The organism is Collinsella intestinalis, assembly GCF_902501455.1.
In the GTDB taxonomy this organism is placed as follows: Bacteria; Actinomycetota; Coriobacteriia; order Coriobacteriales; family Coriobacteriaceae; genus Collinsella; species Collinsella intestinalis.
Genome location: NZ_CABWIC010000007.1, coordinates 359,128 through 382,076 on the forward strand (window position 1 = coordinate 359,128; position 22,949 = coordinate 382,076).

The following is a 22,949-nucleotide window of genomic DNA, read 5'->3' on the forward strand; positions in this document are numbered from 1 at the left end:
TCGCGTGTATCTGAAGTCGCTGACCCTCAAGGGGTTCAAATCCTTCGCGGACCGCGCTCACATGACGTTCGAGCCGGGTCTGACGGTCATCGTCGGCCCTAACGGATCGGGTAAATCCAATGTTTCCGATGCCATCCTGTGGGTCTTGGGCGAGCAGAGCGCCAAGCAGCTGCGTGGTCAGGCCATGGAGGACGTCATCTTCTCCGGTTCTTCCGCGCGCAAGCCGGTTGGCGTCGCGGAGGTCACGCTCGTGCTCGACAATTCCGATCACATGTTGCCCGTCGATTTCGACGAGGTCGCGATCACGCGTCGCATGTACCGTTCGGGCGAAAGCGAATACCTCATCAACTCGAGCCCCTGCCGCCTGATGGACATTCAAGACATCCTGCATGATTCGGGCTTGGGCAAGGACACGCACTCCATCATCTCCCAGGGCAAGCTCGATGCGATCCTTCAGAGTCGCCCCGAGGAACGTCGCAGCCTCATCGAGGAGGCCGCTGGCATCTCCAAGCATAAGCGCCGCAAGGAGCGTGCGCTGCGCAAAATCAAGAGCATGGACGAGCACCTTACCCGTGCCCGTGACATCAATCGTGAGATTTCGCGTCAGCTCAAGCCCCTCGAGCGCCAGGTCGATCGTGCCCGCAAGTACAAGGACCTGTCCGCGCGCGCCAACGAGCTGACCCAGATCCTCGCCGTCGATGAGCTCCGTCAGTTGCAAGCCCAGTGGGTTGACCTCGAATCCGCCTCGCGTGAGAGCGCGGCGGCGCTCGAGCTTGCGCGCTACCGCCTCTCCGAAAAGGAGCGAGAGCTTGAGAAGCTCCAGGTCATGCTTGAGGAGAAGGGTCTGTTCGTAGGCGATCTGGGTGAGCAGCGCCGCCATATGCAAGACGTCGTTGGGCGCATCGGCTCCGATATGCGCCTGCTCGAGGAGAAGGGCCGCAACATGGTCGCGCGCCTTTCTGAGATGCGCGGCACCCTCTCGGCCTCGGAGCATCAGCGCAAGCGCACGCTTGAGGAACTGTTCGATATCAATCGCCAGCTCGATGAGGAGCGTGCCGCGGCAGAGGTCGCCGGGGTCGACGTCTCCTCCCTCGAGCCCGCCGCCGACGAGTTGCATGCTCGACGCGTCGAGCTCGATGAGCTCATCTCCACGCTCACGCGTTCCGTGCGCGACGCCCAGCGCAATGCCGACAACGCCGCGCTCGAACTCGTGAAGGTCCGGGAGACCCTTTCCAACGCCGAGATCGAGGACGGCATGTATGCCAAGCGTCTCGAACAAGTTGACGACGAGGTCGATGAGCTCCGAGCCTCTCTCGAGCATCGCCGCGATCGCTCCGTCGAGCTCGAGGCGGAGTTGGAAGATGCCCGCAAGGACCGCCAGGAAGCCAAAGACGCGCTCGATGTCGCGATCTCGGCACTCGCCCAACTCCGCGAACAGGAGGGAAATGCCCGCACCAAACTGGCGGACGTCCGCTCCGAGCTTTCCGGCCTGCGCAAACTCGACGCAAGCCTCGCCGATTCTTCGCCGCTCGCCGCGCGTGTGGTGAGCAATCGGCCACAGGCAATCGCTGCCCGATTGGGCGACCTCATCGAGGCTCCGCTCGAGCTCGAGGGCCTCGTCGAGCAGCTCTTGGCCGAGGACATCGATGCCCTGGTGTGCATGGACTCCGCCGCGCTCACGTCCGCCGCGCAGTTCGCGCTTTCCATTGACGACGCTTCCGGGGAAACGTTGATGGTCTCTCGCGACATCGCCCCCGCCGACGCTCTGCCTGAAGCTGCGGGCCGTCGCTTGGTCGAGCTCTTGCAGGTGCGTGACGGGTACGCGCACGTTGTCTGCGCTTTGCTTGGCGGCATCTACCTCGTGGATTCCCTCGAAGATGCTCTCCAGGCGCCGGTTTGCCCGGGTGTTTTGTATGTCACGTCCGACGGTGCTCGCGTCCGCGATGGCGGCGTCGTGCGCGTCGGCCGTTCTTCCGGCGCGGCTTCCGGCGCGCTCGAGCGTAAGCGCCGCATTCGCGAACTCGAAGGCCTCGAGCCTGACTTGTGCGCCGTGTTCGACGCCGCCGAGCGCCGTGTGGCCGAGGCAAACGACGCCATCGAGGATGCGCGAAGCCGTGATGGTGAGATTGCGGGGGAGATCTCGCGCTTTGAGGGCGAGCGCACGTCCCTGCTTTCCGAAATCGGCCGTATGGAGCACTCTCTCTCCACGAAGCTCGCGGAGCGCGCCAATTTGGCTCGGCGCCGTGAGGACGCCGCTACGGCAGTTCGGGCCGCCCAGCCGCGTGTGGACGAACTTGAGATCCAGCGCGATGAGGCCCGCGGTGTCGTCGATGAGGCGACCCGTCGCCTGGCCGACGCCCAGGACGACCTCGAGCGTGTCCGCCGCGATGATTCCGAGGCGGGTTCAAAGCTCGCCGACGCCAAGGTTCGGCTCGCTCGCGCGAACGAGCGCGTGCGCAGCCTTTCCGCCCGCGTTCCCGAGCTCGAGAAGCGCCTTGACGGCATCGACCGCCGTATTCGCGGCACCGAGCAGTCCGCCCGCTCCCTCGAGGTTCTTCGCCTGCGTGTAGACCCGCTGCATGATCGCTATGAGGCCCTGTCCGAGCGCGCGCTTGATTGGGCCGCTCGCTTGAGGGACCGCGCTTCGCTCGAGGAGGCCGATTCGGCTTCGCTCAAGCGCACGATCGAGGATGCAAAGGCCGAGGTCGCGCGTGCTAAAGTCGAAGTGGATATGGCCTCTTCGTCGGTCAATGAGCACAAGATCACCCGCGGCAAGCTTGAGGTTCAGGTGGATGCCGCCGTCAAGGCGATCACCGCCGACGGCTCGACCGTTCTCGAGGACGCCCTCAGGCTCCCCGCGCCGACCGACCGCGCCGCCGCAGAGCGTGAGCTCAACAGCCTCGTCCGCCAGATCAACAACCTGGGCCCCGTGAACCAGGTTGCCATGGAGGAGTACGAGACGCTCAAGAACCGCGCGGACTATATCGCGGGGCAGCTGGCCGACCTCGAGAACGCGCGTAAGGCGCTCACCAAGATCACCGCTGCCATCGACCGCAAGATGCGCGCGAGCTTCCTCACCACCTTTGAGAAGGTCGACGAGAACTTCCGTGAGGTGTTCCAGATGCTGTTCCCGGGCGGTCAGGCCCATCTCGAGATGACCGACCCCGAGCATCCGGCGGACACCGGCATCGAGGTCGTGGCGCAGCCGCGTGGCAAGCGCATCACCAAGATGATGCTCATGAGCGGCGGCGAGAAGAGCCTCACGGCGCTCGCGTTGCTGTTCGCGGTGTATCGCACGCGCACGGTGCCCTTCTACGTGCTCGACGAGGTCGAGGCCGCGTTGGACGACTCAAACCTGTCCAAGCTCATCGGCGCCATCGATTACCTGCGTCAGTCGACGCAGCTTCTCGTTATCTCCCATCAGCGCCGCACCATGGAGGATGCGGACGTTTTGTACGGCGTATCTATGCAGGCCGACGGAGTCAGCCGCGTGGTCAGCCAGAAACTCGATCGTGAAACCGGAAAGGTCGTGAATGCCTAATGGGTCTGTTCGATTCCCTCAAGCGCGGACTGGAGCGCAGCCGCGAGGCTTTGAACGAGGTCTTCTACTTCGGTGGTGAGGTGGATGAGAGCTTCTGGGAGGACCTGGAGGACACCCTCGTCATGGGAGACATGGGTGGTGAGATCGCCATGCGCGTCACCGACGACCTGCGTGAGACCGCGGCCCGTAAGAACCTCAAGACCGCCGATCAGCTGCGTGGCGCCCTTGCCGAGCGCCTGTGCGAGTTCTTCGTCGAGCCCGAGTCCGACATCTTCGACGATACGCCGAGCTGCGTGCTGTTCGTGGGTATCAACGGCGCCGGCAAGACCACCACGGTCGGCAAGATCGCGAGCGCCGAGGCGGGTGCCGGCAAGAACGTCGTGATCGGCAGTGCCGACACGTTTCGCGCCGCGGCCATCGAGCAACTCGATGTGTGGGGTGAGCGCGCAGGTGTGCCCGTCATCAAGCGCGATCGCGGGTCCGATCCCGCGAGCGTTTGCTACGACGTGCTCGACCAGGCCGATAAGCTGGGTAGCGACCTCGTTCTCATTGACACGGCGGGTCGTTTGCATTCGAGCCCCGAGCTCATGCGCGAGCTCGCCAAGGTCGTGAAGGTCACCCGCAAGCGCGCCGAGTCGTGCGACGCGGGCCCCATGCCCGTGCACGTCGTTCTCGTCATCGATTCCGCCACCGGTCAAAACGGCCTGGCCCAGGCCCAGGAGTTCAACGAGGCTCTCGGTTTGGACGGTATCATCATGACCAAGCTTGACGGCACGGCCAAGGGCGGTATCGCGTTGGCGGTGGCCGAGCAGCTCAAATTGCCGATTTACCGTATCGGTGTCGGTGAGCAGGTCGAGGACCTGCAGCGTTTCGATGCCTCGTCCTTCTGCCGCGCGCTCGTCGGTTTGAATTAGCTCGCATCGGCATACACCTCGGCCCGGAGGCAGGTTTCACGTCGAGGTTTCATCAGTCCTGTTCCGATCTCAGTTTCGCGCCTGCCCCGATTTGAGACGCATCTGATTGTTGGGAGAATCCATGGCAGCTTTCGGCTCGCTTTCCGATCGCCTGAACGATACCTTCGACCGCCTGCGCGGCAAGGGCAAGCTCACCGAGGCGGACATCAACGCCGCTATGCGCGAGATCCGCATGGCCTTGCTCGAGGCGGACGTCAACTACCGCGTCGTGAAGGACTTCGTCACGCGTACCAAGGAGCGCTGCCTCGCCTCCGAGGTCATGGAGTCTCTCACTCCGGCGCAAAACGTTGTCAAGATCGTCCTCGACGAGCTCACCGAGCTACTTGGCGGAACCGAGAGCAAGCTCGTCCTCTCAAGCCGCATTCCCAATGTGATCATGCTCGTGGGCCTGCAGGGTTCCGGTAAGACCACCGCAGCCGTCAAGCTCGCCTATATGCTCAAGAAACAGGGCAAAAGCCCGCTTCTCGCCGCGTGCGACGTCTATCGTCCCGCCGCCGCCGATCAGCTCGCCACCCTCGGCGGCGAGATCGGCGTGCCGGTGTTCCGCGGCGATGGCGCGCATCCGGTCGATATCGCCCGCGCATCTATCCGCGAGGCAGTCGACAACATGCGCGACGTGGTCATCGTCGACACCGCCGGCCGTTTGCAGATCGATGAGCAGATGATGCAGGAGGCCGTCGACATCAAGAAGGCGGTCAAGCCCGATCAGGTCCTCATGGTCGTCGACGCGATGACCGGTCAGGATATCGTCAACGTGGTGTCCACCTTCGCCGAGCGCACCGACTTCGACGGTGTGATCATCTCCAAGCTCGACGGCGACGCCCGCGGTGGCGGCGCGCTGTCCGTCCGCGAGGTCACGGGTAAGCCCATCAAGTTCGTCTCCATGGGTGAGAAGCCCGATTCCCTTGAGGTCTTCAATCCCGAGCGCATGGCCAAACGCATCCTCGGCATGGGCGATGTCATCGGTATCATCGAGAAGGCCCAGGAGGCCGCGACCGCCGAGCAGCTCGCCTCTGCCGAGCGCATGCTGCGCGATGGCTTCACGATGGACGACATGCTCGAGCAGATGAAGGCCGTCAAGAAGATGGGCGGCATGAAGGGCATCCTCGGCATGCTCCCTGGTGGCCAGCGCGCTCTCAACCAGATGGGTGGCAACCTCGACGAGAAGATCTTCGATCGCAACGAGGCCATTATCCTGTCCATGACGGCCGAGGAGCGCCGCCGCCCCTCCATCATCAACGGTCAGCGCCGCGCCCGTATCGCCCGCGGCTGCGGTCTCACGCCGACCGACGTGAACGCCCTGATGAAGCAGTGGGGCGAGATGAACAAGATGATGGGCAAAATGCGGGCTATTACCCAGCAGCAGATGTCCGGTAAAAAGGGCAAGAAGGGGAAGAAGGGCAAGAAGATGCGCATGCCCGGTATCCCCGGCATGGGCGGCGTGAATATGAACCAGCTCATGAATCAGATGGGCGGCATGGGCGGAGGCATGTCCGATATGGACAAGCTCATGCAGATGAACGATCAGTTCAAGCGGAAGTAGGATCTTGTGAGCAAGGCAGACAAGCTATTCGTGTCCATGTGCCGAGACATTCTCGATCACGGTACGACCACGGAGGGGGAGAAAGTCCGCCCGGTTTGGGAGGACGGCACCCCTGCCTACACCATCAAGAACTTCGGTGTCACCAACCGCTACGACCTGCGCGAGGAGTTCCCTGCGCTGACGCTGCGCCGCACCGCGCTCAAGTCCGCGATGGATGAGATCTTGTGGATCTACCAGAAGAAGTCCAACAACATCAACGACCTCAATTCCCATATCTGGGATCAGTGGGCCGATGAAACGGGTTCGATCGGCAAGGCGTACGGGTATCAGATCGCGCAGAAGTCGCACTACAAGGAGGGCGACTTCGACCAGATGGACCGTGTCCTCTACGATCTCACCCACACGCCGTACTCGCGTCGCATCATGACGAATATGTATACCTTCTCCGATCTTTCGGAGATGCATCTGTATCCGTGTGCCTACAGCGTCACGTACAACGTGACCTCCGAGCCCGGTTGCGACAAGCCTGTGCTCAATATGGTTCTCATGCAGCGTAGCCAGGACATTCTCGCTGCGAACAACTGGAACGTTTGCCAGTACGCCATCCTGCTCATGATGGTCGCGCGTCACTGCGACATGATTGCAGGCGAGCTTCTGCACGTGATCGTCGATGCGCACATCTACGACCGCCATGTCGACATCGTGCGCGAGCTCATCGAGCGTCCGCAGTATCCGGCGCCCAAGGTCTCGCTTAACCCTGAGGTCACGAATTTCTATGATTTCACGACGGAAGATTTGATCGTCGAGGACTATAACCATGGTCCTCAGGTCAAGAACATTCCGATTGCGGTCTAGGCGGGCATCATGACGTGTGAACTCAAGGCCATCGTCGCGGTGTGCGACGACTGGGGGATTGGGCGCGATGGGGACATGGTCGTGTCCAATCGTGCGGATATGAGGCACTTCGTCAATAAGACGAAGGGACATCCGGTCATTATGGGCCGCAAGACGCTCGAGAGCTTTCCGGGCGGCCGCCCGCTCAAGGACCGCCGCAACATCGTGCTGACGCGCGACGAGGCGTTCTCCCGTGAGGGTGTCGAGGTCGTTCATTCGGTCGACGAGGCGCTTGCCGCGGTTGCGGATGAGGACGTTGCCTGGGTTATCGGTGGGGGAGCGGTGTATGGGCAGTTCCTGCCGTATTGTTCAGAGGCCGAGATCACCCATAATCATGTGACGCATGAGGTTGATACGCATTTCCCCGATCTCTCGCAGGATCCCGCCTGGTATGTCGCGGGGCGATCTGATGTCCAGGTGGTCCAGCCCGGACAGGGTGATGAGGGGATCGCATTCGAGTTTGTCACGTATCGCCGTGGGGACTGCTGATGGCAGACGTGCAGATCATTCGTATCGAGACACTCGACGACCCGCGTCTCGAGGCGTACACCAAGCTCACCGAGCGCCAGCTGCGTTCTGTGTTGGAGCCCGAGAAAGGGATCTTCATCGCGGAGAGCGGCAAAGTCATTGAGCGTGCGGTTGAGGCGGGGCTCGAGCCAGTGAGCTTTCTGTTGGGGGAGCGTTGGCTCGAGCAACTGACACCGTTGCTCGACAAGGTCGCCGATGCGCATCCTGAGCTTGAGATCCCTGTGTTTGTGGGGGCGATGGACCTACTGGAGCAGCTCACGGGCTTCTCCGTCACGCGTGGAGCCCTTGCGGCGTTTCGCCGACCGCCACTTGCCGATCCGGGCGCTTTTCTCGACGGGCTCGTCGAGCGTGCCGATGGTCGCCCGGTGCGCGTGTGCGTGCTCGAGGGCATCGTCGACCATTCCAATGTCGGTGCGATCTTTCGCTCCGCCGCCGCGCTCAATGTCGACGGCATCCTGGTAAGCCCCACGTGCGTCGATCCGCTGTATCGTCGCTCCGCGCGTGTGTCCATGGGCACGGTGTTCCAGGTACCTTGGACGCGCATCGGCAGCGAGGCACGCGCGTGGCCGTATGACGGCTTCGAGGTCCTCAAGGGTGCGGGGTTCACGTGCTCTGCCATGGCTCTTTCCGATGATTCCGTCTCACTCGACGATCCGTCGCTTCTGGATATCGAGCGCCATGCCATCTTCATGGGCACCGAAGGTACGGGACTGCAAGCCAGGACTATAGCGGGGTGCGACAAGACCATCCGCATCCCCATGGCACATGGCGTGGACTCCCTCAATGTGGCTGCGGCAAGTGCCGTGGCGTTCTGGCAGCTTTGCCCCCATGTCGACAACGGCTATCACTACCGTCCGGGCATGTTTGCCTAGTCGACCTCTGCACCTTTCATTTTCGTGCTTTAACGCCGCGTTGTTTGGGGACTGCGACCTGCCGATAATTGGCGAAGGGTTGCGGTCCCCATGTTGTTGCCGTAGGCTCGTATGGCTGCAGTTGAACGGGGATGGGGGAGCATATGGTAAAACGTGCCGGGAATGGTTCGATCGACGTCACACAGGGTGTCATTTGGCGTCAGCTTCTTGCCCTATGCGTACCCATTTTCTTCAGTTCCTTCTTCCAGCAGGCCTATGCCCTCATCAACACGTATATCGTCGGGCAGTTCGGAGGCAAGATCGCGCTTGGTGGCATTCAGTCCACGCTGTCCCTCTCTGAGCTCGCAATTGGTTTTTGCGTCGGCCTTGGTGCCGGTTGTGCTGTGATTACCGGTCAGTTTTTCGGCCAGCGTGACGACGACCGGCTCTCTCGTTCCGTCCACACCGCCATGACGCTCGCGCTCATCATCGGTGCTTGCATATCGGTGTTCGGAGTCATATTCTTGCCGAGCATCCTCACGCTTATGGGGACGCCCGACGAGCTCATGTGGGAGGCCGTGGCTTATTCTCGCTGCTATTTTGGGGCCATGGTGTTCTCGCTCGTCCTCAACATGGGCACCGCTCTTTTGCGCGCCGTGGGCGATACGCGTGCGCCCGCGCTCATCATTGCGAGCGGCTGCATTTTCAACGTGGTCTTCGACCTGATTTTCGTCGCCTGGTTCAAGATGGAGGCTCTGGGCTGCGGTATCGCGACGGCTCTCACTATTGCGATCAACGCCTCTATGGTGCTTTTGCGCCTCATGCGCGCCGATGGACCGTGGCGCCTCGAGCTCTCCCGGCTGCGCATCGACCCCGTCATCTGCAAGAGTATGGTCGCCACCGGCCTGCCGTTGGGGATCCAAGCCTCACTCTATTCGATCTCGAACATCATCGTGCAGTCCACGGTGAATTCTTTCGGAGCGGACGCCGTGACTGGCTGGGGCCTTGCCGCCCGCCTGGACGGCATCGTGTGGATGGTCACTGAGGCGCTCGGCGTGGCCATGACCACGTTCTCCGCGCAGAACTTCGGCGCGCGGAATTATGACCGCATGCGCCGCGGTTACCATACCTCGCTCGTCATCACGGTGACCCTCATCGGATCGATGGCGCTGTTCCTCATCACGTTCGTCGATCCGCTGGCCCGATTCTTCATTGATGATTCCGCGGTGGTGGGCTATACCTCGACCATGATTCATTTCATCGCGCCGTTCTATCTGTTCTATTCGATTGTCGACAACACATCGGGCGCCATCCGCGGCTCCGGCGAGAGCCTGCGCCCCATGTTGCTGACGGTTGTGGGCACCGTGGTGTTTCGTGTCATCTGGCTGCTCGTCGTGGTGCCGATGCACCATATGCTTCAGACCATGCTGATGGTGTATCCGGTTACATGGATTCTCACGGCCTGCCTGTTCGTCGCCTATCATCACTTCGGTCATTGGCTCAGCCATGCCGAGCGCCGTCGGGACAAGCTTGAGCTCTCCATCTAGCGCTTCGCTCATCCGTTTAGATTGCGCCCCGCGGGGTATCCTGAACCAGATACTGAACGTACGGACGGAGTCTTTCCATGGAAATGGACGATCACAAGCGTAGACGCAACATGATCCTCTACGTGCTCATCGCCTTCGCGGTGTACCTCGTTCTCAGCAATGTGCTGTTCCCGAGCTTCCAAAACGGCGGCATGCAGGTCGAGGATGTCACGTATTCCCAGCTGCTCGATGACCTTAAGGACAAAAAGGTCAAGGAGATCAGCTATACAACCGATGACGCGCAGGCCATGTACACACGCAAGGGCGAGAAGGACAAGGCCTATCGCACCACCACTATGCCTACCGACGTCGATTTGACGAACCGCATCGAGGAGGCAGGTGCCGAGCTCAAGGTCACCATCCCCAAGCAGGATTCCGGTATGTGGACCTACCTGATGGTGACCGTGTTCGCACCCATGCTCATCTTCTTCCTGCTCGGCTGGTGGCTCAACCGTCGCATGAAGAAGGCCATGGGAGACGACAACCCCTCCATGGATTTCTCCGGCGGCGGCTTTGGCGGCCTGGGCGGCGGCAACCTCGGTAAGTCCGGTGCGCGCATCGTCGCATCCAAGGATGTCGGTGTGACCTTCAAGGATGTTGCCGGCCAGGAGGAGGCAAAGGAATCTCTCAAGGAGGTCGTGGACTTCCTCGAGAACCCGCAGCGCTACGAGGAGATCGGTGCCAAGTTGCCGCGCGGTGCCCTGCTCGTGGGTCCTCCCGGCACGGGCAAGACCCTGCTCGCCAAGGCCGTTGCCGGCGAGGCCGGTGTACCGTTCTTCTCCATTTCGGGTTCCGAGTTCGTTGAGATGTTCGTTGGCCGCGGCGCCGCCAAGGTTCGCGACCTGTTCAAGCAAGCCAAGGAAAAGGCCCCCTGCATCGTCTTCATCGATGAGATCGATACCATCGGCAAGAAGCGTGACGGTGGTGGTTTCTCTGGAAACGACGAGCGCGAGCAGACGCTCAACCAGCTTCTCACCGAGATGGACGGCTTCGACAACCAGAAGGGCATCGTCGTCCTTGCGGCCACCAACCGCCCCGACTCGCTCGACGCCGCATTGCTGCGTCCTGGTCGCTTCGACCGCCGCGTGCCCGTCGAGCTGCCTGACCTGGCCGGTCGTAAGGCCATCCTCGAGCTTCATACCAAGGATGTGAAGACCGAGCCCGGCATCGACTTGACCACGATCGCCCGCGCCACACCCGGTGCCTCCGGTGCCGATCTGGCAAATATCATTAACGAGGGCGCCCTTCGCGCCGTCCGCCTCGGTCGCAAGCGTGCGACCCAAGAGGACTTCGAGGAGAGCGTCGAGGTGGTCATAGCCGGCCAGCAGCGCAAGTCCACCGTTTTGTCCGATCACGAGAAGCAGGTCGTCGCGTACCACGAGATCGGCCACGCCATCGTAGCGGCTCGTCAGAAGGGCTCGGCTCCGGTCACCAAGATCACCATCGTGCCCCGCACGTCGGGCGCCCTCGGCTATACCATGCAGGTGGAGGAAGATGAGCGCTTCCTCACCACCAAGCAAGAGGTTTTGGACAAGCTCGCCGTCTATTGCGGCGGCCGTGCTGCTGAGGAGCTCATCTTCGGCGAGATGACCACCGGTGCCGCGAACGATATCGAGCAGGCTACCAAGCTCGCGCGCAACATGATTACGCGGTTCGGTATGTCCGAGGAGTTTGGCATGATGGCGCTCGGCACCGTTCAGAACGCCTACCTCAACCAGGACACGTCGCTCACCTGCGCTCCCGGCACCGCGGAGCGCGTTGACGCGGCCGTCCTCAAGCTCATTACCGAGGCGCATGAGCGCGCCATGCAGATCCTGAAGGAAAACAAGTTCAAGCTGCATGAGCTCGCCCATTACCTCTACAAGAAGGAGACCATCACGGGCGATGAGTTCATGAGCCTTCTCACTCGCGAGAATCCGCTCATGCCGAAGAGCCCCCAGGAGTAACAGTGGCTATCGCTCGCGGCTGAAATCCGACCCCGCCCGCCCATGTGCGAGCGGGGTCTCTGCGTGCGAATGGTCTGAAAGGACAAGATGTTTGAGACGACTTCCGAGCTGAGATTCGCCGTCTTGATCGATGCCGACAACGTTAGCGAGAAGTACATCAAGGTAATCCTCGATGAGATTTCCAACGCGGGCGTTGCGACGTACAAGCGCATCTATGGCGATTGGACGAGTCCACGATTGGCGAGCTGGAAGAGTTGCTTGCTCGACCATTCGATCATTCCCATGCAGCAGTACAGCTACACGTATGGCAAGAATGCCACCGACTCCGCGATGATCATCGACGCGATGGACATCCTGTATTCGGGAACGGTCGACGGATTCGCCATCGTCAGTTCCGATTCCGATTTCACGCGGCTCGTCGCCCGTTTGCGCGAAAGCGGCATGATCGTTATCGGCATGGGCGAACAAAAGACCCCCAAGCCGTTCATCTCTGCCTGTAACCAGTTCAAATACCTTGATCTGCTCTATGCCCAGCGGCAGGACGAGGAATCTGAAGACGCGCAGGATGCCCGTGATGACACCGATATGGCGGCCTCGTCGGGAAAGACGCCCTCCCGTCGACGTCGCCGTCGACCTGGCGATGCCGGCGGCAATACGTCCGAGTCTTTCGATTGCGCCTGTGAGGATGTCGATGATGAGCTTGAGGGGGAAGTGACGTTCGGCGAGATGAGCCGAGCCGATAAGCGCCGCCATCTGCGTGCGATTCGCTGCGCCATCAACGCCGTCATCGATTCCTTCGGCGATGAAGACGGCTGGATCTCCCTGGGGCTGCTTGGCGATCAGCTTGGGAAGCGTCTTCCCGATTTCGACGTTCGCAACTACGGGTATAAGCGCCTGCGCCCGTTTTTGAAGTCCTTGGGTGTCTACGAGTTTGATGAGCCGGTGGGCGAGCAGGGAAAGCGCCAGATCAACCTTCGCCAACGTGATGTGTGATGACCTGCCGGTCTTCGTTTCGTCCCGGTGAGGGCATCGTGGGGGAGTACGGGTGTTTTCAAGGGTTCTCGGTGCGGGGATTCCCGTGGAGGAGTTGAGGTTTTCCTTGGGTTCGACCTGCATCTTGTGTATACTACCAAGCTGTTTGTTCAACCTATGTGCCGGCGTACGCGTGCGGCACCTCTAGAAGAGTAAGGAATCTGTCATGGATTACATCCGCGCAATCGAGCGTCAGCAGATCCGCGAGGACATGCCTCGCATCCTGGTCGGCGACAACGTCAAGGTGCACTACCGCATCAAGGAGGGTGACCGCGAGCGCGTCCAGGTCTTCCAGGGCGACGTCATCCGTCTCCAGGGTGCCGGTTCTCGCGAGACCTTCACGGTCCGCAAGGTCTCCTATGGCGTCGGCGTCGAGCGTACCTTCCCGGTTCACTCCCCGAAGATCGCCAAGCTCGAGGTCGTGCGTCACGGTAAGGTCCGTCGCGCCAAGCTCTACTACCTGCGCGACAAGGTGGGCAAGGCTGCCCGCATCCCCGAGAAGCGCTAAGTCGCTTTTCGCGGAGTACAGATCCGCAACAGGAAACGGGCCGCTCTTTGGGCGGCCCGTTTTCGTGTACATCGAAGGTGCGCCCAAGCGTTGAGAGGGAGAGCCGGTATGGCCAATATGACGAGTTCCGCGTCGGCAGCCCAGGTCGCCGCCGAGCTGAGCAGTGCGTCCATCGACCAGATCGAGGCTTTGGTCGATCGGTATTCGGAGGATCCGCGGGCGCAGGTTCAAAAGGCGTGCGAACGCGCCTTGAAGCGGCTTTCTAAGGAGCGTGCGGAGCGCGAGCGTGTCGGTGCGATGTACGAAACCATGGCACAGCTTGGCGGCGAGGGAATCGTCGTCGGTGTTGATGAGGTGGGGCGCGGGTCAGTTGCCGGCCCTCTGACCGTTTGCGCCGTGTGCCTTCCCTCCGAGCCGCGCATTTGGGGAATCAATGATTCCAAGCAGTTGACTCCCGCAAAGCGCGAGATACTCGCCGTTCGAATCGCGGAGGTTGCGACGGCTGTCGGCATCTGCCATATCGCCTCTGCCCGCATCGACGAGATCGGCATGGCTCGCGCCCTTCGTGAGGCGGTCGCCGGTGCCGTTGCCGACACGGGCCTGGAGCCCGACTGCGTGCTCATGGATGGTAATCCGTTGGGTGCCGTTCCCAATGAGCGTGATGTTGTGAAAGGTGACGCCAAGGTCGCCTGCATTGCCGCCGCCTCCATCGTCGCCAAGGTGACTCGTGACGAGCTCATGGTTGAGCTCGATGCGGAATATCCCGAATATCATCTCGCTCAATCGAAAGGCTATGCCTCGGCCGAACACATCCAGGCAATCAAGGATCACGGTCTGTCTCCCGTCCATCGCGTGAGCTTTTGCGGTAATTTCCTGGAGACCGCTCGACTTTTTTAACGTTTCCCATCCCCTCTCAACCAAACCACCGCACGGTCTCTCGCGTTTTCTCTTTTGGGCAGATTGGTTCCAAAGTGCTTTGGAATCGCGTTCGTATTGCCCTGAGGCCATTCAAAAGCTCGGGTCCATACTTCGACTCACCCGATGTGAGGAGGCGCTATGGGAACGAACAGGCAAAGGGATCTCGCGCGAGAACTGGTCGACCGCATGCTTTCGGGCGATGATATCGTGTTTGGACATCAGGATGCCGATGGCATGTCGAACAAGCTCCTGGGGTCCCTGGGTGAAGAGCTCGCTGCGCGATATCTTGAGCAACGAGGCTATGACATCATCGATCGGAATTATCGTTGCCCTGAGGGGGAGGCCGATCTTGTCGCCTATGATCAGGATGACGACGGAGTCGTGTTGGTTGAGGTTAAGACGAGACGTTCACGTTCTGAGCGAGGCGGCGCGTATCCCGAAGAAGCGGTTACCCCTGAGAAGCAGCGTAGGTATCGTCGGATTGCCCTGTGCTACGCGGCGGATCATTATCCGGTTCCATCCATCCGATTTGATGTCATAGGGGTGACCCTCAGGCCCGCCAACATCGGTGAGATAAGGCATCTATGCGGCGCGTTTGATTGGTCGGGTCGCTGATGCCCGGGTCTCGCAGGGTGTACGCCGTCCACGCTGCATGCATTCGCGGCGTGGAGGCGTTTCCCGTAACAGTGGAAGTATCCGCATCGGGCACGATTCCCGGTCTTACTATCGTTGGCATGGCCGACGCGGCGGTGCAGGAGGCGCGGGTTCGCATCCGCTGCGCCTTGCGTGCGAGCGATTTTGAGATTCCGCGATGTGCGTTAACGGTGAGCTTGGCGCCTGGAGACGTGAGGAAGACGGGTTCGGGATTTGACCTTCCCATTGCGGTGGCCATTCTGGCTTTAACCAATCAAATCCCAGTTTCCGGACTCGATGACTATCTTTTTGCGGGAGAACTCGGGCTCGATGGTTCGGTCAACGCCGTCAGTGGAGAAGTCGCATATCAGCTCCTCGCGCGGGACAACGCCCTTTCCTTCGCCGGCGGACAGGGCGGCACGCATGTTCCGGTTCAGGGCGTGGCCTGTGGCATCTTGTCTCATATCGGCCATTTGAGACTCGGTATCGATGCGGCACTTGGTATGCCTGTTTCGACAGAGTCCCCTGCCGATCCTTTGGTTCCGCCACTAGATTACGGCGATGTGGTTGGGCAGGAGATCGCGAAGAGAGGGATTGCCGTTGCGGCCGCTGGCGGCCTCGGAATGCTCATGGTCGGGGCTCCCGGATCGGGCAAGACAATGCTCGCGAAGAGGATGACGACCATTCTGCCGCCCCTTGATGAGGATGAGCGCCAGGAGGCGCTATGTATCCACTCGGTATTGGGAGAGCCGGTAGATTCCTTGCTCCGGGGTGAGAGACCTTTTAGGAGCCCGCACCACTCGGTTTCCGTAGCCGGTTTGGTTGGCGGTGGCAGGCCCGTGCATCCGGGTGAGATCAGCTTGGCGCATGGCGGCGTTCTGTATCTGGATGAGCTCGGCGAGTTTCCCTCGACCTCGCTTCAGATGTTGCGGCAGCCAATTGAGGAGGGAAGTATCCGCGTTGTACGCGTCGATGGCGCCTTCACGTTCCCCGCGCGGTTTCAGCTCATAGCCGCGAGCAATCCTTGTCCGTGTGGATACCTCGGCGATCGTGATATCGCTTGTCGTTGCTCGGATGCCGCAATCGAGCGATATCGGACGAAGCTCGGAGGTCCGCTCGCCGATCGAATCGACTTGATTGTGGACGTTGCACGACCGGATCCCGACCTGATTGTCCGGGGTGCGGAGGGGAAAACAAGCTCGGAATTGCTCGAAGACGTGATGCGTGGCCGAGAGTTTCGTTCGTGGAGGGTTGCCAGCCGAGGGGACGGCGATGGCCATGATGGGCTGACAAGTATCGATGCGGCTATCGCCTCGCAGGCTCTTAGCAACGAGGGAAAAACCGCCCTTCTAGAAATCGCGAGAAGAAAGCACCTGACTGGTCGCGGGATCGTGCGACTTTCAAGGGTTGCCCGAGCCATTGCCGACATGGCCGAGTCGCAGACCATTGAGCCTGCCCATCTTATGGAGGCATCGCTGCTGCAAGGAAGGAGGGGAGATGGGGAAGCCTGCTGACGGTATCGAGCTTCATAGAGGTGATGATCGCTACCCAAAGACTGTCGAGGAGCTTGCAAATCCGCCACAGACCCTTTACGTGAGGGGCGATCCCAGCATTTTGGATGCACCGTCTCTGTCGATCATCGGCGCACGCAAATCAACTCCTTATGGTCGGGCCATCGCGGAGATGGCCGGTCGAATCGCAGCAGAGTCTGGGATCGTTGTGGTTTCGGGCGGGGCTCGAGGATGCGATCAGGCTGGAGGGATGGGCGCACTGAATGCCGGCGGACGGCATGTCGTGGTTTTGGGTACGGGTGCAGACGTCGTGTATCCGTCGAGCGCCGGCCGATTGATCGATCGTTCATTGCTTCAGGGAGGATGTGTGCTGTCGCTCGAGCCGTGGGGTACGCAGCCCATGAAATGGGCCTTTCCCAAAAGGAACCAGGTGATAGCGGCTCTTTCCGGGGCGACGTTCGTTGCAGAGGCCGGCATGCCCTCGGGCACGTTCAGCACCGCCGAGGCGGCGAATGCGCTGGGTCGTGAGTTGCTGGCCGCTCCTGGTTCGATATTCTCCCCCGAGTCACGGGGTGCGAATTACCTCATAGCCAACGGGGCGTGTTGCATTGCGGATGAGGAGGCCCTCGAGGTCGCCATTTCGAGAATATACGGGACTCTGCGGTTTTCTCGTCCCGATGCACGTGGGTTGGACGGTTTGGATACGAATGGTCGTCGCATGGTGGACATGCTGCTGGCCAATCCGATGCGCGTCGATGATCTTGCGTCCGCCCTTGGGGTCGATCCTCTTGCGTGCTTGCAGCTTATTGGAGACCTCGAGGTTCATGGCGTCGTTGAGCGATTGGTTGATGGAAGGTTGGCGCTGAGCAGCATTGCGCTTCACGCGCTTACGCGCTTGGGGCAGAATGGTTGAGATGCATTCGACGTAAGGGAGATGAATATGAGCTTTGAACGCGTGACGGTTATCGGCGGAGGTCTATCGGGCAGCGAGTGCGCCTGCCAGCTCGCCGATCGCGGCGTACCCGTTCGCCTGTATGAGATGCGGCCCGATCATTCTTCTCCTGCGCACCATACCGGCTCGCTTGCTGAGCTCGTTTGCTCTAATTCGTTCAAGTCGACTCGCGTGGACTCCGCCGCCGGGCTTCTCAAGGAGGAGCTCCGTAGGATGGGATCAGTTCTCATCGATTGCGCTGAGCGCGCTTCGGTCCCCGCTGGAGGGGCGCTCGCCGTCGATCGCGAGCGCTTCTCCGCCCTCGTTGAGGAAGAGGTGGCTCGCCGTTCCCTTATCGAGGTCATTCGCGAGGAGGTTGTGGATATCCCTGAGGGTCCCTGCGTCATCGCCGCGGGTCCGTTGTGCTCTCCCGCCCTTTCCGACAAGGTGCTCGAGCTCGTGGGCGGGGATGCCTTGTCATTCTTTGATGCCGCCGCTCCGATTGTCGATGCGACGACGATCGACAGGTCAATTGTGTTCACCCAGTCTCGCTATGACGAGCAGGGGGGCGGGGATTATCTCAATGCCCCCTTCACTAAGGATGAATACGACGCATTCATCGATGCGCTCGTTGGTGCCGAACGTGTTGTGTTGAAAGATTTCGAGCGCCGTGATTTGTTCCAGGCCTGTCAGCCGGCCGAGGAAGTTGCGCGAACCGGCCACGATGCCATCAGATTCGGCGCTATGAAGCCCGTGGGTTTGACGGATCCGCGTACGGGCAGGCGTCCTTGGGCCGCCGTTCAGCTGCGTTCTGAAAATGCGGAAGGCACCGCATACAATCTTGTCGGGTTCCAGACGAACCTCACGTTCGGTGAGCAAAAGCGGGTGTTCCGTATGATTCCCGGCCTGGAGAACGCCGAGTTCTTCCGTTACGGTGTCATGCACCGAAACACGTTCGTCGATGCACCGCGCGTGCTGGATGGGTCTTTTGCCGTTCCGGGAACTCGGGTTCGTCTTGCCGGTCAGATCACCGGCACTGAGGGTTATACCGAGGCGGTTGCGTCTGGCCTGTTCGCCGCGCTCAACACGTTTGCAGATTTGAGCTCCACCGGCCGCGTGTCGCTTCCGCTCACGGGCGCCTTTGGTTCACTTGTCGCGTACGCGACCTCGAAGGATACGGTCGACTACCAGCCGATGCACGTCAACTTCGGTGTGGTTCCCCCGCTTGAGGACGGCAAACGCCGCAGCAAGCGTGATCGCTATGCCGCTTATTCGGCTCGCGCACTCGCTGATCTCGACGCTTACATCTCAACCCGACCGGATTTGTTCGGCGAGCGCGGGCGGGCTTAGGTGGCGCCCTCCAGTCTTCAAAGCGAGCTGCTTGCCCAGATTGATGATTTCATCGTTTTCATCTCGTGCGTTGAAGGGCTGTCTCCCGAGACGGTCAGGGCCTACGGCCAGCATTTGGAAGCGTACGCCGATTGGTGCGAATCACACGCGGTCGATGGACTCGATCCTTCATCTCGGGACTTGAGGTCTTATCTTGCCGAATTTCGTCGCGATGGTCGTGCTTCGACTACGGTTGCCGCGCACCTTTCCGCGCTCCGATCGTTCTTTCGCTGGTTGGAATATTCGGGACATCGGGCGGGAGCGGTCCCTCTTGCGACGGTTGCCCCCAAGCAGCGTAGGGAGCTTCCTCATGTGCTGACTGCGGAGGAGCTGGCGGCTCTGTTCGATGCCCCCGATCTTTCATGTCCTGTCGGCTTGAGGGATGCCGCCATGCTCGAGCTTTTTATCGCCACGGGCGCTCGCATCTCCGAGCTTTCCCGGATCGAGCTCGGCGATGTCTGCGTGGCTGAGAGACAAGTGCGCCTTCTGGGCAAAGGCTCCAAGGAGCGAATCGTCCCTCTCTACGCGAGGGCGATCGAGGTATACGAGAGGTATCTTGAAAACGGAAGGCCCATTCTGCTACGGCCGCCCGCGCTCGGCGGCGACGCGTGCCGTGCGGTGTTCGTCTCCGACCGGGGAAGGGCGATGAACAGCGATGCGCTGCGATATCGTTTTGACGTATTAATAAGAAGAGCCGGTATCTCATCTGACATAACGCCCCATGCGATGCGCCATACGTTTGCGACTGAATTGCTCGGCGGGGGAGCGGATCTTCGTAGCGTGCAGGAGCTCCTTGGGCATGCAAGTCTCTCTACGACCCAGATTTACACGCATTTGACACCGGATCGACTTAAATCTGCCGTCGCGCGGGCGCATCCTCGTGGATAGAGTTTGTGGGCCCTTGGCAATGGCGGTCGGACCTGCTACCATGCATCAGGTTGCGAATACGCAACGTTCCATCACACACGCACGGCTACACGCCGGCCGCGGTGCTCGGGCTAAGGTAGCACAGGCTCGAGTGGTCGGAGTGGTCGACACCGTGCGAAAGAAAAACCGGGAGGTAAACATGGCTACCAAGATTAACATCCGTACCCTGCTCGAGGCTGGCTGCCACTTCGGTCACCAGACCCGTCGTTGGAACCCCAAGATGAAGCCGTTCATCTTCGGTGAGCGCAACAACATCTACATCCTCGACCTCAAGCAGACCATCGTCGAGGCCGACAAGGCTTACACCTTCCTGAAGGAGACCGCTGCCAAGGGTGGCAAGGTCCTCTTCGTCGGCACCAAGAAGCAGGCTCAGGAGGCCGTGAAGGCCGCCGCCGAGCGTGCCAACATGCCTTACATCAACCAGCGCTGGCTCGGCGGTATGCTCACCAACTTCGTGACCATCCGCTCCCGCATCAACCGCCTCGAGGAGCTCGAGGGCATGGTCGCCGACGGTTCCATGGCCCTGCGCGGCAAGAAGGAGCAGGCTGTCCTGGGCAAGGAGCTCGCCAAGCTGCAGGCCAACCTCGGTGGCGCCCGTGAGCTCAAGAGCACCCCGGCTGCTCTCTTCGTCATCGACACCAAGCGCGAGGAGAACGCCATCAAGGAGGCTAAGCGCCTCGGCATCCCGGTGGTCGCCCTCATCGACACCAACTCCGATCCCGACGTCGTCGACTACGGCATTCCCTGCAACGACGACGCCATCTCCGCGATCCAGCTCATGAGCGAGCTGTTCGCCGACGCTTGCCTCGCCGGTTCCGGCAAGGAGCAGATCTCCGAGGCCGAGATGGCCGCTGAGGCTCCTGCCACCGAGGCCGCTGCCGAGTAGGCAACCGTACCCCGTTAGGTAACTTCCTTCGAAAGGAACGAACATGGCTCAGATCACCGCCGCTATGGTCAAGGAGCTCCGCGAGATGACCGACTCCCCGATGATGGAGTGCAAGAAGGCTCTCGTTCAGGCTGAGGGCGATATGGACGCCGCTGTCGACATCCTCCGCAAGAACGGCCTCGCCGCTGCCGCCAAGAAGGCTGGTCGCGATACCAACGAGGGCGCTGTCGCCGCTTACATCTCTGAGGATGGCACCAAGGGCGCTCTCGCCGAGATCGCTTGCGAGACCGACTTCGTCGCTTCCAACCCCAAGTTCACCGGCTTTGCCGCTGAGGTCGCCAAGGTCGTTTGCGACAACGAGCCCGCTGATGTCGAGGCTCTCATGGCCTGCGACATGAACGGTGAGACCGTCGAGGCTGCCCTCACCGAGATGATTCACGTCATCGGTGAGAACATGAAGGTCTCCCGCACCACCGTTCGCAAGCCCGCTGCCGGTGGCGTTGCCTCTTACATTCACATGGGTGGCAAGATCGGCGTCCTCGTCGAGTTCTCCTTCGAGAAGCCCGAGACTGCTACCGCCGAGGCCTTCAAGGCCTTCGCTCATGACGTGGCCATGCAGGTCGCCGCTACCGCTCCTATCGCCGCTGTCCGCGAGGACGTGGCTCAGGACGTCATCGACCACGAGGTCGAGATCTACAAGGCTCAGGCTGCCGAGTCCGGCAAGCCTGAGGCCATCCAGGAGAAGATGGCCATTGGCCGTCTCGAGAAGTTCTTCAAGGGCATCGTCCTGAACGAGCAGGATTTCATCAAGGATTCCAGCCTCACCATCAAGGCCTATGCCGAGAAGGTCTCCAAGGAGCTCGGTGACACCGTCAAGGTCGTCGCCTTCGATCGTCTGGTTTGCGGCGAGTAATTTCGCAATGAGCTAGTTTATGCAGGTCGTGGGAGCACTCCCACGGCCTGCTTTTTCATGTGCCGCCAAGCGAAGGCGACGCGTGTTCTTCATCCCTGCTAGAATGGGAACAATTCCGTACTAAGGAGGCATCCTTGTCCGATTACCAGTACAAACGCGTTCTTCTCAAGATTTCCGGCGAGGCGCTGATGGGCAGCGCCGATTACGGCATCGATCCCGCTATCGTCGAGCGCATGGCCGCCCAGGTTAAGCAGCTGCATGACGAGGGCATTGAGGTCGCCGTCGTCGTCGGCGGCGGCAACATCTTCCGTGGTGTCGCAGGCTCTGCCAAGGGTATGGAGCGCGCCCAGGCCGACTACATGGGCATGCTCGCCACGGTCATGAACGCTCTCGCCCTGCAGGACGCCATCGAGCGCATCGACTGCCCCTGCCGTGTCATGAGCGGTATACAGATGAACGAGGTCTGCGAGCCCTACATCCGCCGTCGCGCGATGCGCAGCCTTGAGAAGGGCGACGTCGTCATCTTCGCCGCCGGTTCGGGTAACCCCTATTTCACCACCGATACTGCGGCCGCTCTGCGCGCCTGCGAGATCGGCGCGGACTGTCTGCTCAAGGCCACCAAGGTCGACGGCGTGTATGATATGGACCCCGTCAAGAACGAGGATGCCGTTCGCTTCGACAGCATCAGCTATCATGAGGTGCTCGTTCGCGGCCTTCAGGTCATGGACGCCACCGCGACCGCCCTGTGCCAGGACAACCACATGCCGATTATCGTCCTCAACATCGATGGGGATGACAACATCAAGCGCGCGCTGGCGGGCGAGCCCGTCGGTACCGTCGTCATGGAAGAGGAGTAAGTCATGTCCGATATCCGCGAGAACATGGACAAGGCCATCGATAGCCTGAAGCACAACTTCGCCAAGGTCCGCACCGGTCGCGCTAACGCCAACGTGCTGTCCGATATCACGGTCGACTACTACGGCGTGGCCACCCCGATCACCCAAGTCGCCGCTATCAAGGTCCCCGAGGCCCACATGCTTGTCATCGAGCCCTGGGACAAGGCCCTCGTCAACGCTATCGTCAAGGCGGTCACCGCCTCCGATCTCGGCATTACCCCGAACTCCGACGGCATTGTCGTTCGCCTGCCTTTCCCGGCCCCCACGGAGGAGCGCCGTCGCGAGCTCGTCAAGGAGTGCCGCGAGCTCGCTGAGCACGCCAAGATCGCCATTCGCAACATTCGTCGCGACGCTAATAACAAGCTCGAGCGCGATGAGGAGCTCACCGAGGACGACGTTCGTCGCGAGCAGGCAAAGGTCCAGAAGGCGACCGATGAATATGTCGCTCGCGTCGAGGAGCTTCTGAAGGCCAAAGAGGCCGAGGTCATGGAGATCTAGTCATATCAGCATTTCCGCTGGTAGAAGGCTTGCATAAACGCTCT

General features: G+C 60.9%; 20 protein-coding genes. All 20 read left to right on the forward strand.

Annotation, left to right across the window (positions count from 1 at the left end):
• The first annotated feature begins 4 nt into the window (after positions 1–4).
• The 20 genes from smc to frr all read left to right on the forward strand — a co-directional run bounded on the left by smc (position 5) and on the right by frr (position 22,905).
• Complete coding sequence (gene smc, locus AOBCEHNH_RS02770) at positions 5–3,541, forward strand: chromosome segregation protein SMC (protein ID WP_152063066.1); 3,537 nt, start codon at positions 5–7, stop codon at positions 3,539–3,541.
• A complete protein-coding gene (gene ftsY / locus AOBCEHNH_RS02775) occupies positions 3,541–4,455 on the forward strand; it encodes a signal recognition particle-docking protein FtsY (RefSeq protein ID WP_152063067.1) in 915 nt (304 codons plus the stop codon). The genes smc and ftsY overlap by 1 nt, the downstream gene beginning before the upstream one ends.
• Before the next feature lie 121 nt (positions 4,456–4,576).
• Positions 4,577–6,058 carry a signal recognition particle protein gene (gene ffh, locus AOBCEHNH_RS02780; RefSeq protein ID WP_152063068.1) on the forward strand — a complete coding sequence of 494 codons (1,482 nt, stop codon included), beginning with the start codon at positions 4,577–4,579 and terminating at the stop codon, positions 6,056–6,058.
• Positions 6,059–6,064: 6 nt separating this feature from the next.
• Positions 6,065–6,913, forward strand: coding sequence for a thymidylate synthase (thyA, locus tag AOBCEHNH_RS02785; protein WP_152063069.1), 849 nt, complete (start codon positions 6,065–6,067; stop codon positions 6,911–6,913).
• A 9-nt stretch (positions 6,914–6,922) separates the two neighbouring features.
• Entirely contained in the window at positions 6,923–7,441 is a 519-nt protein-coding gene (locus AOBCEHNH_RS02790; protein ID WP_152063070.1) for a dihydrofolate reductase, read from the forward strand.
• On the forward strand, positions 7,441–8,352 hold the full coding sequence (locus AOBCEHNH_RS02795; protein ID WP_006722714.1) for a TrmH family RNA methyltransferase: 912 nt from the start codon (positions 7,441–7,443) through the stop codon (positions 8,350–8,352). The genes AOBCEHNH_RS02790 and AOBCEHNH_RS02795 overlap by 1 nt, the downstream gene beginning before the upstream one ends.
• Before the next feature lie 143 nt (positions 8,353–8,495).
• Entirely contained in the window at positions 8,496–9,878 is a 1,383-nt protein-coding gene (locus tag AOBCEHNH_RS02800; RefSeq protein WP_193221156.1) for an MATE family efflux transporter, read from the forward strand.
• 77 nt (positions 9,879–9,955) lie between these two features.
• Positions 9,956–11,863, forward strand: a complete 1,908-nt coding sequence (ftsH, locus tag AOBCEHNH_RS02805; protein ID WP_182281919.1) for an ATP-dependent zinc metalloprotease FtsH — start codon at positions 9,956–9,958, stop codon at positions 11,861–11,863.
• 87 nt (positions 11,864–11,950) lie between these two features.
• The gene (locus AOBCEHNH_RS02810) at positions 11,951–12,856 is read left to right on the forward strand and encodes an NYN domain-containing protein (protein WP_152063072.1); all 906 of its coding nucleotides are present in this window, start codon (positions 11,951–11,953) and stop codon (positions 12,854–12,856) included.
• 205 nt (positions 12,857–13,061) lie between these two features.
• The gene (gene rplS / locus AOBCEHNH_RS02815; RefSeq protein ID WP_006721252.1) at positions 13,062–13,403 is read left to right on the forward strand and encodes a 50S ribosomal protein L19; all 342 of its coding nucleotides are present in this window, start codon (positions 13,062–13,064) and stop codon (positions 13,401–13,403) included.
• Positions 13,404–13,511: 108 nt separating this feature from the next.
• A complete protein-coding gene (gene rnhB, locus AOBCEHNH_RS02820) occupies positions 13,512–14,300 on the forward strand; it encodes a ribonuclease HII (protein ID WP_152063073.1) in 789 nt (262 codons plus the stop codon).
• 159 nt (positions 14,301–14,459) lie between these two features.
• The gene (locus AOBCEHNH_RS02825) at positions 14,460–14,936 is read left to right on the forward strand and encodes a YraN family protein (RefSeq protein ID WP_006722708.1); all 477 of its coding nucleotides are present in this window, start codon (positions 14,460–14,462) and stop codon (positions 14,934–14,936) included.
• Entirely contained in the window at positions 14,936–16,468 is a 1,533-nt protein-coding gene (locus AOBCEHNH_RS02830; protein ID WP_152063074.1) for a YifB family Mg chelatase-like AAA ATPase, read from the forward strand. The genes AOBCEHNH_RS02825 and AOBCEHNH_RS02830 overlap by 1 nt, the downstream gene beginning before the upstream one ends.
• The gene (locus tag AOBCEHNH_RS02835; protein ID WP_152063075.1) at positions 16,452–17,378 is read left to right on the forward strand and encodes a DNA-processing protein DprA; all 927 of its coding nucleotides are present in this window, start codon (positions 16,452–16,454) and stop codon (positions 17,376–17,378) included. Before AOBCEHNH_RS02830 ends, AOBCEHNH_RS02835 begins: the two co-directional genes overlap by 17 nt.
• A 27-nt stretch (positions 17,379–17,405) precedes the next feature.
• A complete protein-coding gene (gene trmFO / locus AOBCEHNH_RS02840) occupies positions 17,406–18,746 on the forward strand; it encodes a methylenetetrahydrofolate--tRNA-(uracil(54)-C(5))-methyltransferase (FADH(2)-oxidizing) TrmFO (protein WP_152063076.1) in 1,341 nt (446 codons plus the stop codon).
• On the forward strand, positions 18,747–19,673 hold the full coding sequence (locus AOBCEHNH_RS08260) for a tyrosine recombinase XerC (RefSeq protein ID WP_152063077.1): 927 nt from the start codon (positions 18,747–18,749) through the stop codon (positions 19,671–19,673). It abuts the gene before it with no gap.
• A 178-nt stretch (positions 19,674–19,851) separates the two neighbouring features.
• Complete coding sequence (rpsB, locus tag AOBCEHNH_RS02850; protein WP_039910265.1) at positions 19,852–20,598, forward strand: 30S ribosomal protein S2; 747 nt, start codon at positions 19,852–19,854, stop codon at positions 20,596–20,598.
• Between the two features lie 43 nt (positions 20,599–20,641).
• Positions 20,642–21,511, forward strand: a complete 870-nt coding sequence (gene tsf / locus AOBCEHNH_RS02855) for a translation elongation factor Ts (RefSeq protein ID WP_152063078.1) — start codon at positions 20,642–20,644, stop codon at positions 21,509–21,511.
• A 134-nt stretch (positions 21,512–21,645) separates the two neighbouring features.
• Entirely contained in the window at positions 21,646–22,368 is a 723-nt protein-coding gene (gene pyrH / locus AOBCEHNH_RS02860; protein ID WP_006722701.1) for a UMP kinase, read from the forward strand.
• Between the two features lie 3 nt (positions 22,369–22,371).
• Positions 22,372–22,905, forward strand: coding sequence for a ribosome recycling factor (frr, locus tag AOBCEHNH_RS02865; protein ID WP_118103185.1), 534 nt, complete (start codon positions 22,372–22,374; stop codon positions 22,903–22,905).
• Positions 22,906–22,949 lie beyond the last annotated feature (44 nt).

Coding starts and splice junctions, on each gene's coding strand:
- AOBCEHNH_RS02795 (WP_006722714.1), top strand. CDS start 7,441: ATGGCAGACGTGCAGATCATTCGTATCGAGACACTCGACGACCCGCGT.
- AOBCEHNH_RS02810 (WP_152063072.1), top strand. CDS start 11,951: ATGTTTGAGACGACTTCCGAGCTGAGATTCGCCGTCTTGATCGATGCC.
- AOBCEHNH_RS02800 (WP_193221156.1), top strand. CDS start 8,496: ATGGTAAAACGTGCCGGGAATGGTTCGATCGACGTCACACAGGGTGTC.
- tsf (WP_152063078.1), top strand. CDS start 20,642: ATGGCTCAGATCACCGCCGCTATGGTCAAGGAGCTCCGCGAGATGACC.
- AOBCEHNH_RS02830 (WP_152063074.1), top strand. CDS start 14,936: ATGCCCGGGTCTCGCAGGGTGTACGCCGTCCACGCTGCATGCATTCGC.
- trmFO (WP_152063076.1), top strand. CDS start 17,406: ATGAGCTTTGAACGCGTGACGGTTATCGGCGGAGGTCTATCGGGCAGC.
- ftsH (WP_182281919.1), top strand. CDS start 9,956: ATGGAAATGGACGATCACAAGCGTAGACGCAACATGATCCTCTACGTG.
- AOBCEHNH_RS02825 (WP_006722708.1), top strand. CDS start 14,460: ATGGGAACGAACAGGCAAAGGGATCTCGCGCGAGAACTGGTCGACCGC.
- ffh (WP_152063068.1), top strand. CDS start 4,577: ATGGCAGCTTTCGGCTCGCTTTCCGATCGCCTGAACGATACCTTCGAC.
- AOBCEHNH_RS02790 (WP_152063070.1), top strand. CDS start 6,923: ATGACGTGTGAACTCAAGGCCATCGTCGCGGTGTGCGACGACTGGGGG.
- ftsY (WP_152063067.1), top strand. CDS start 3,541: ATGGGTCTGTTCGATTCCCTCAAGCGCGGACTGGAGCGCAGCCGCGAG.
- rnhB (WP_152063073.1), top strand. CDS start 13,512: ATGGCCAATATGACGAGTTCCGCGTCGGCAGCCCAGGTCGCCGCCGAG.
- rpsB (WP_039910265.1), top strand. CDS start 19,852: ATGGCTACCAAGATTAACATCCGTACCCTGCTCGAGGCTGGCTGCCAC.
- AOBCEHNH_RS02835 (WP_152063075.1), top strand. CDS start 16,452: ATGGGGAAGCCTGCTGACGGTATCGAGCTTCATAGAGGTGATGATCGC.
- frr (WP_118103185.1), top strand. CDS start 22,372: ATGTCCGATATCCGCGAGAACATGGACAAGGCCATCGATAGCCTGAAG.
- rplS (WP_006721252.1), top strand. CDS start 13,062: ATGGATTACATCCGCGCAATCGAGCGTCAGCAGATCCGCGAGGACATG.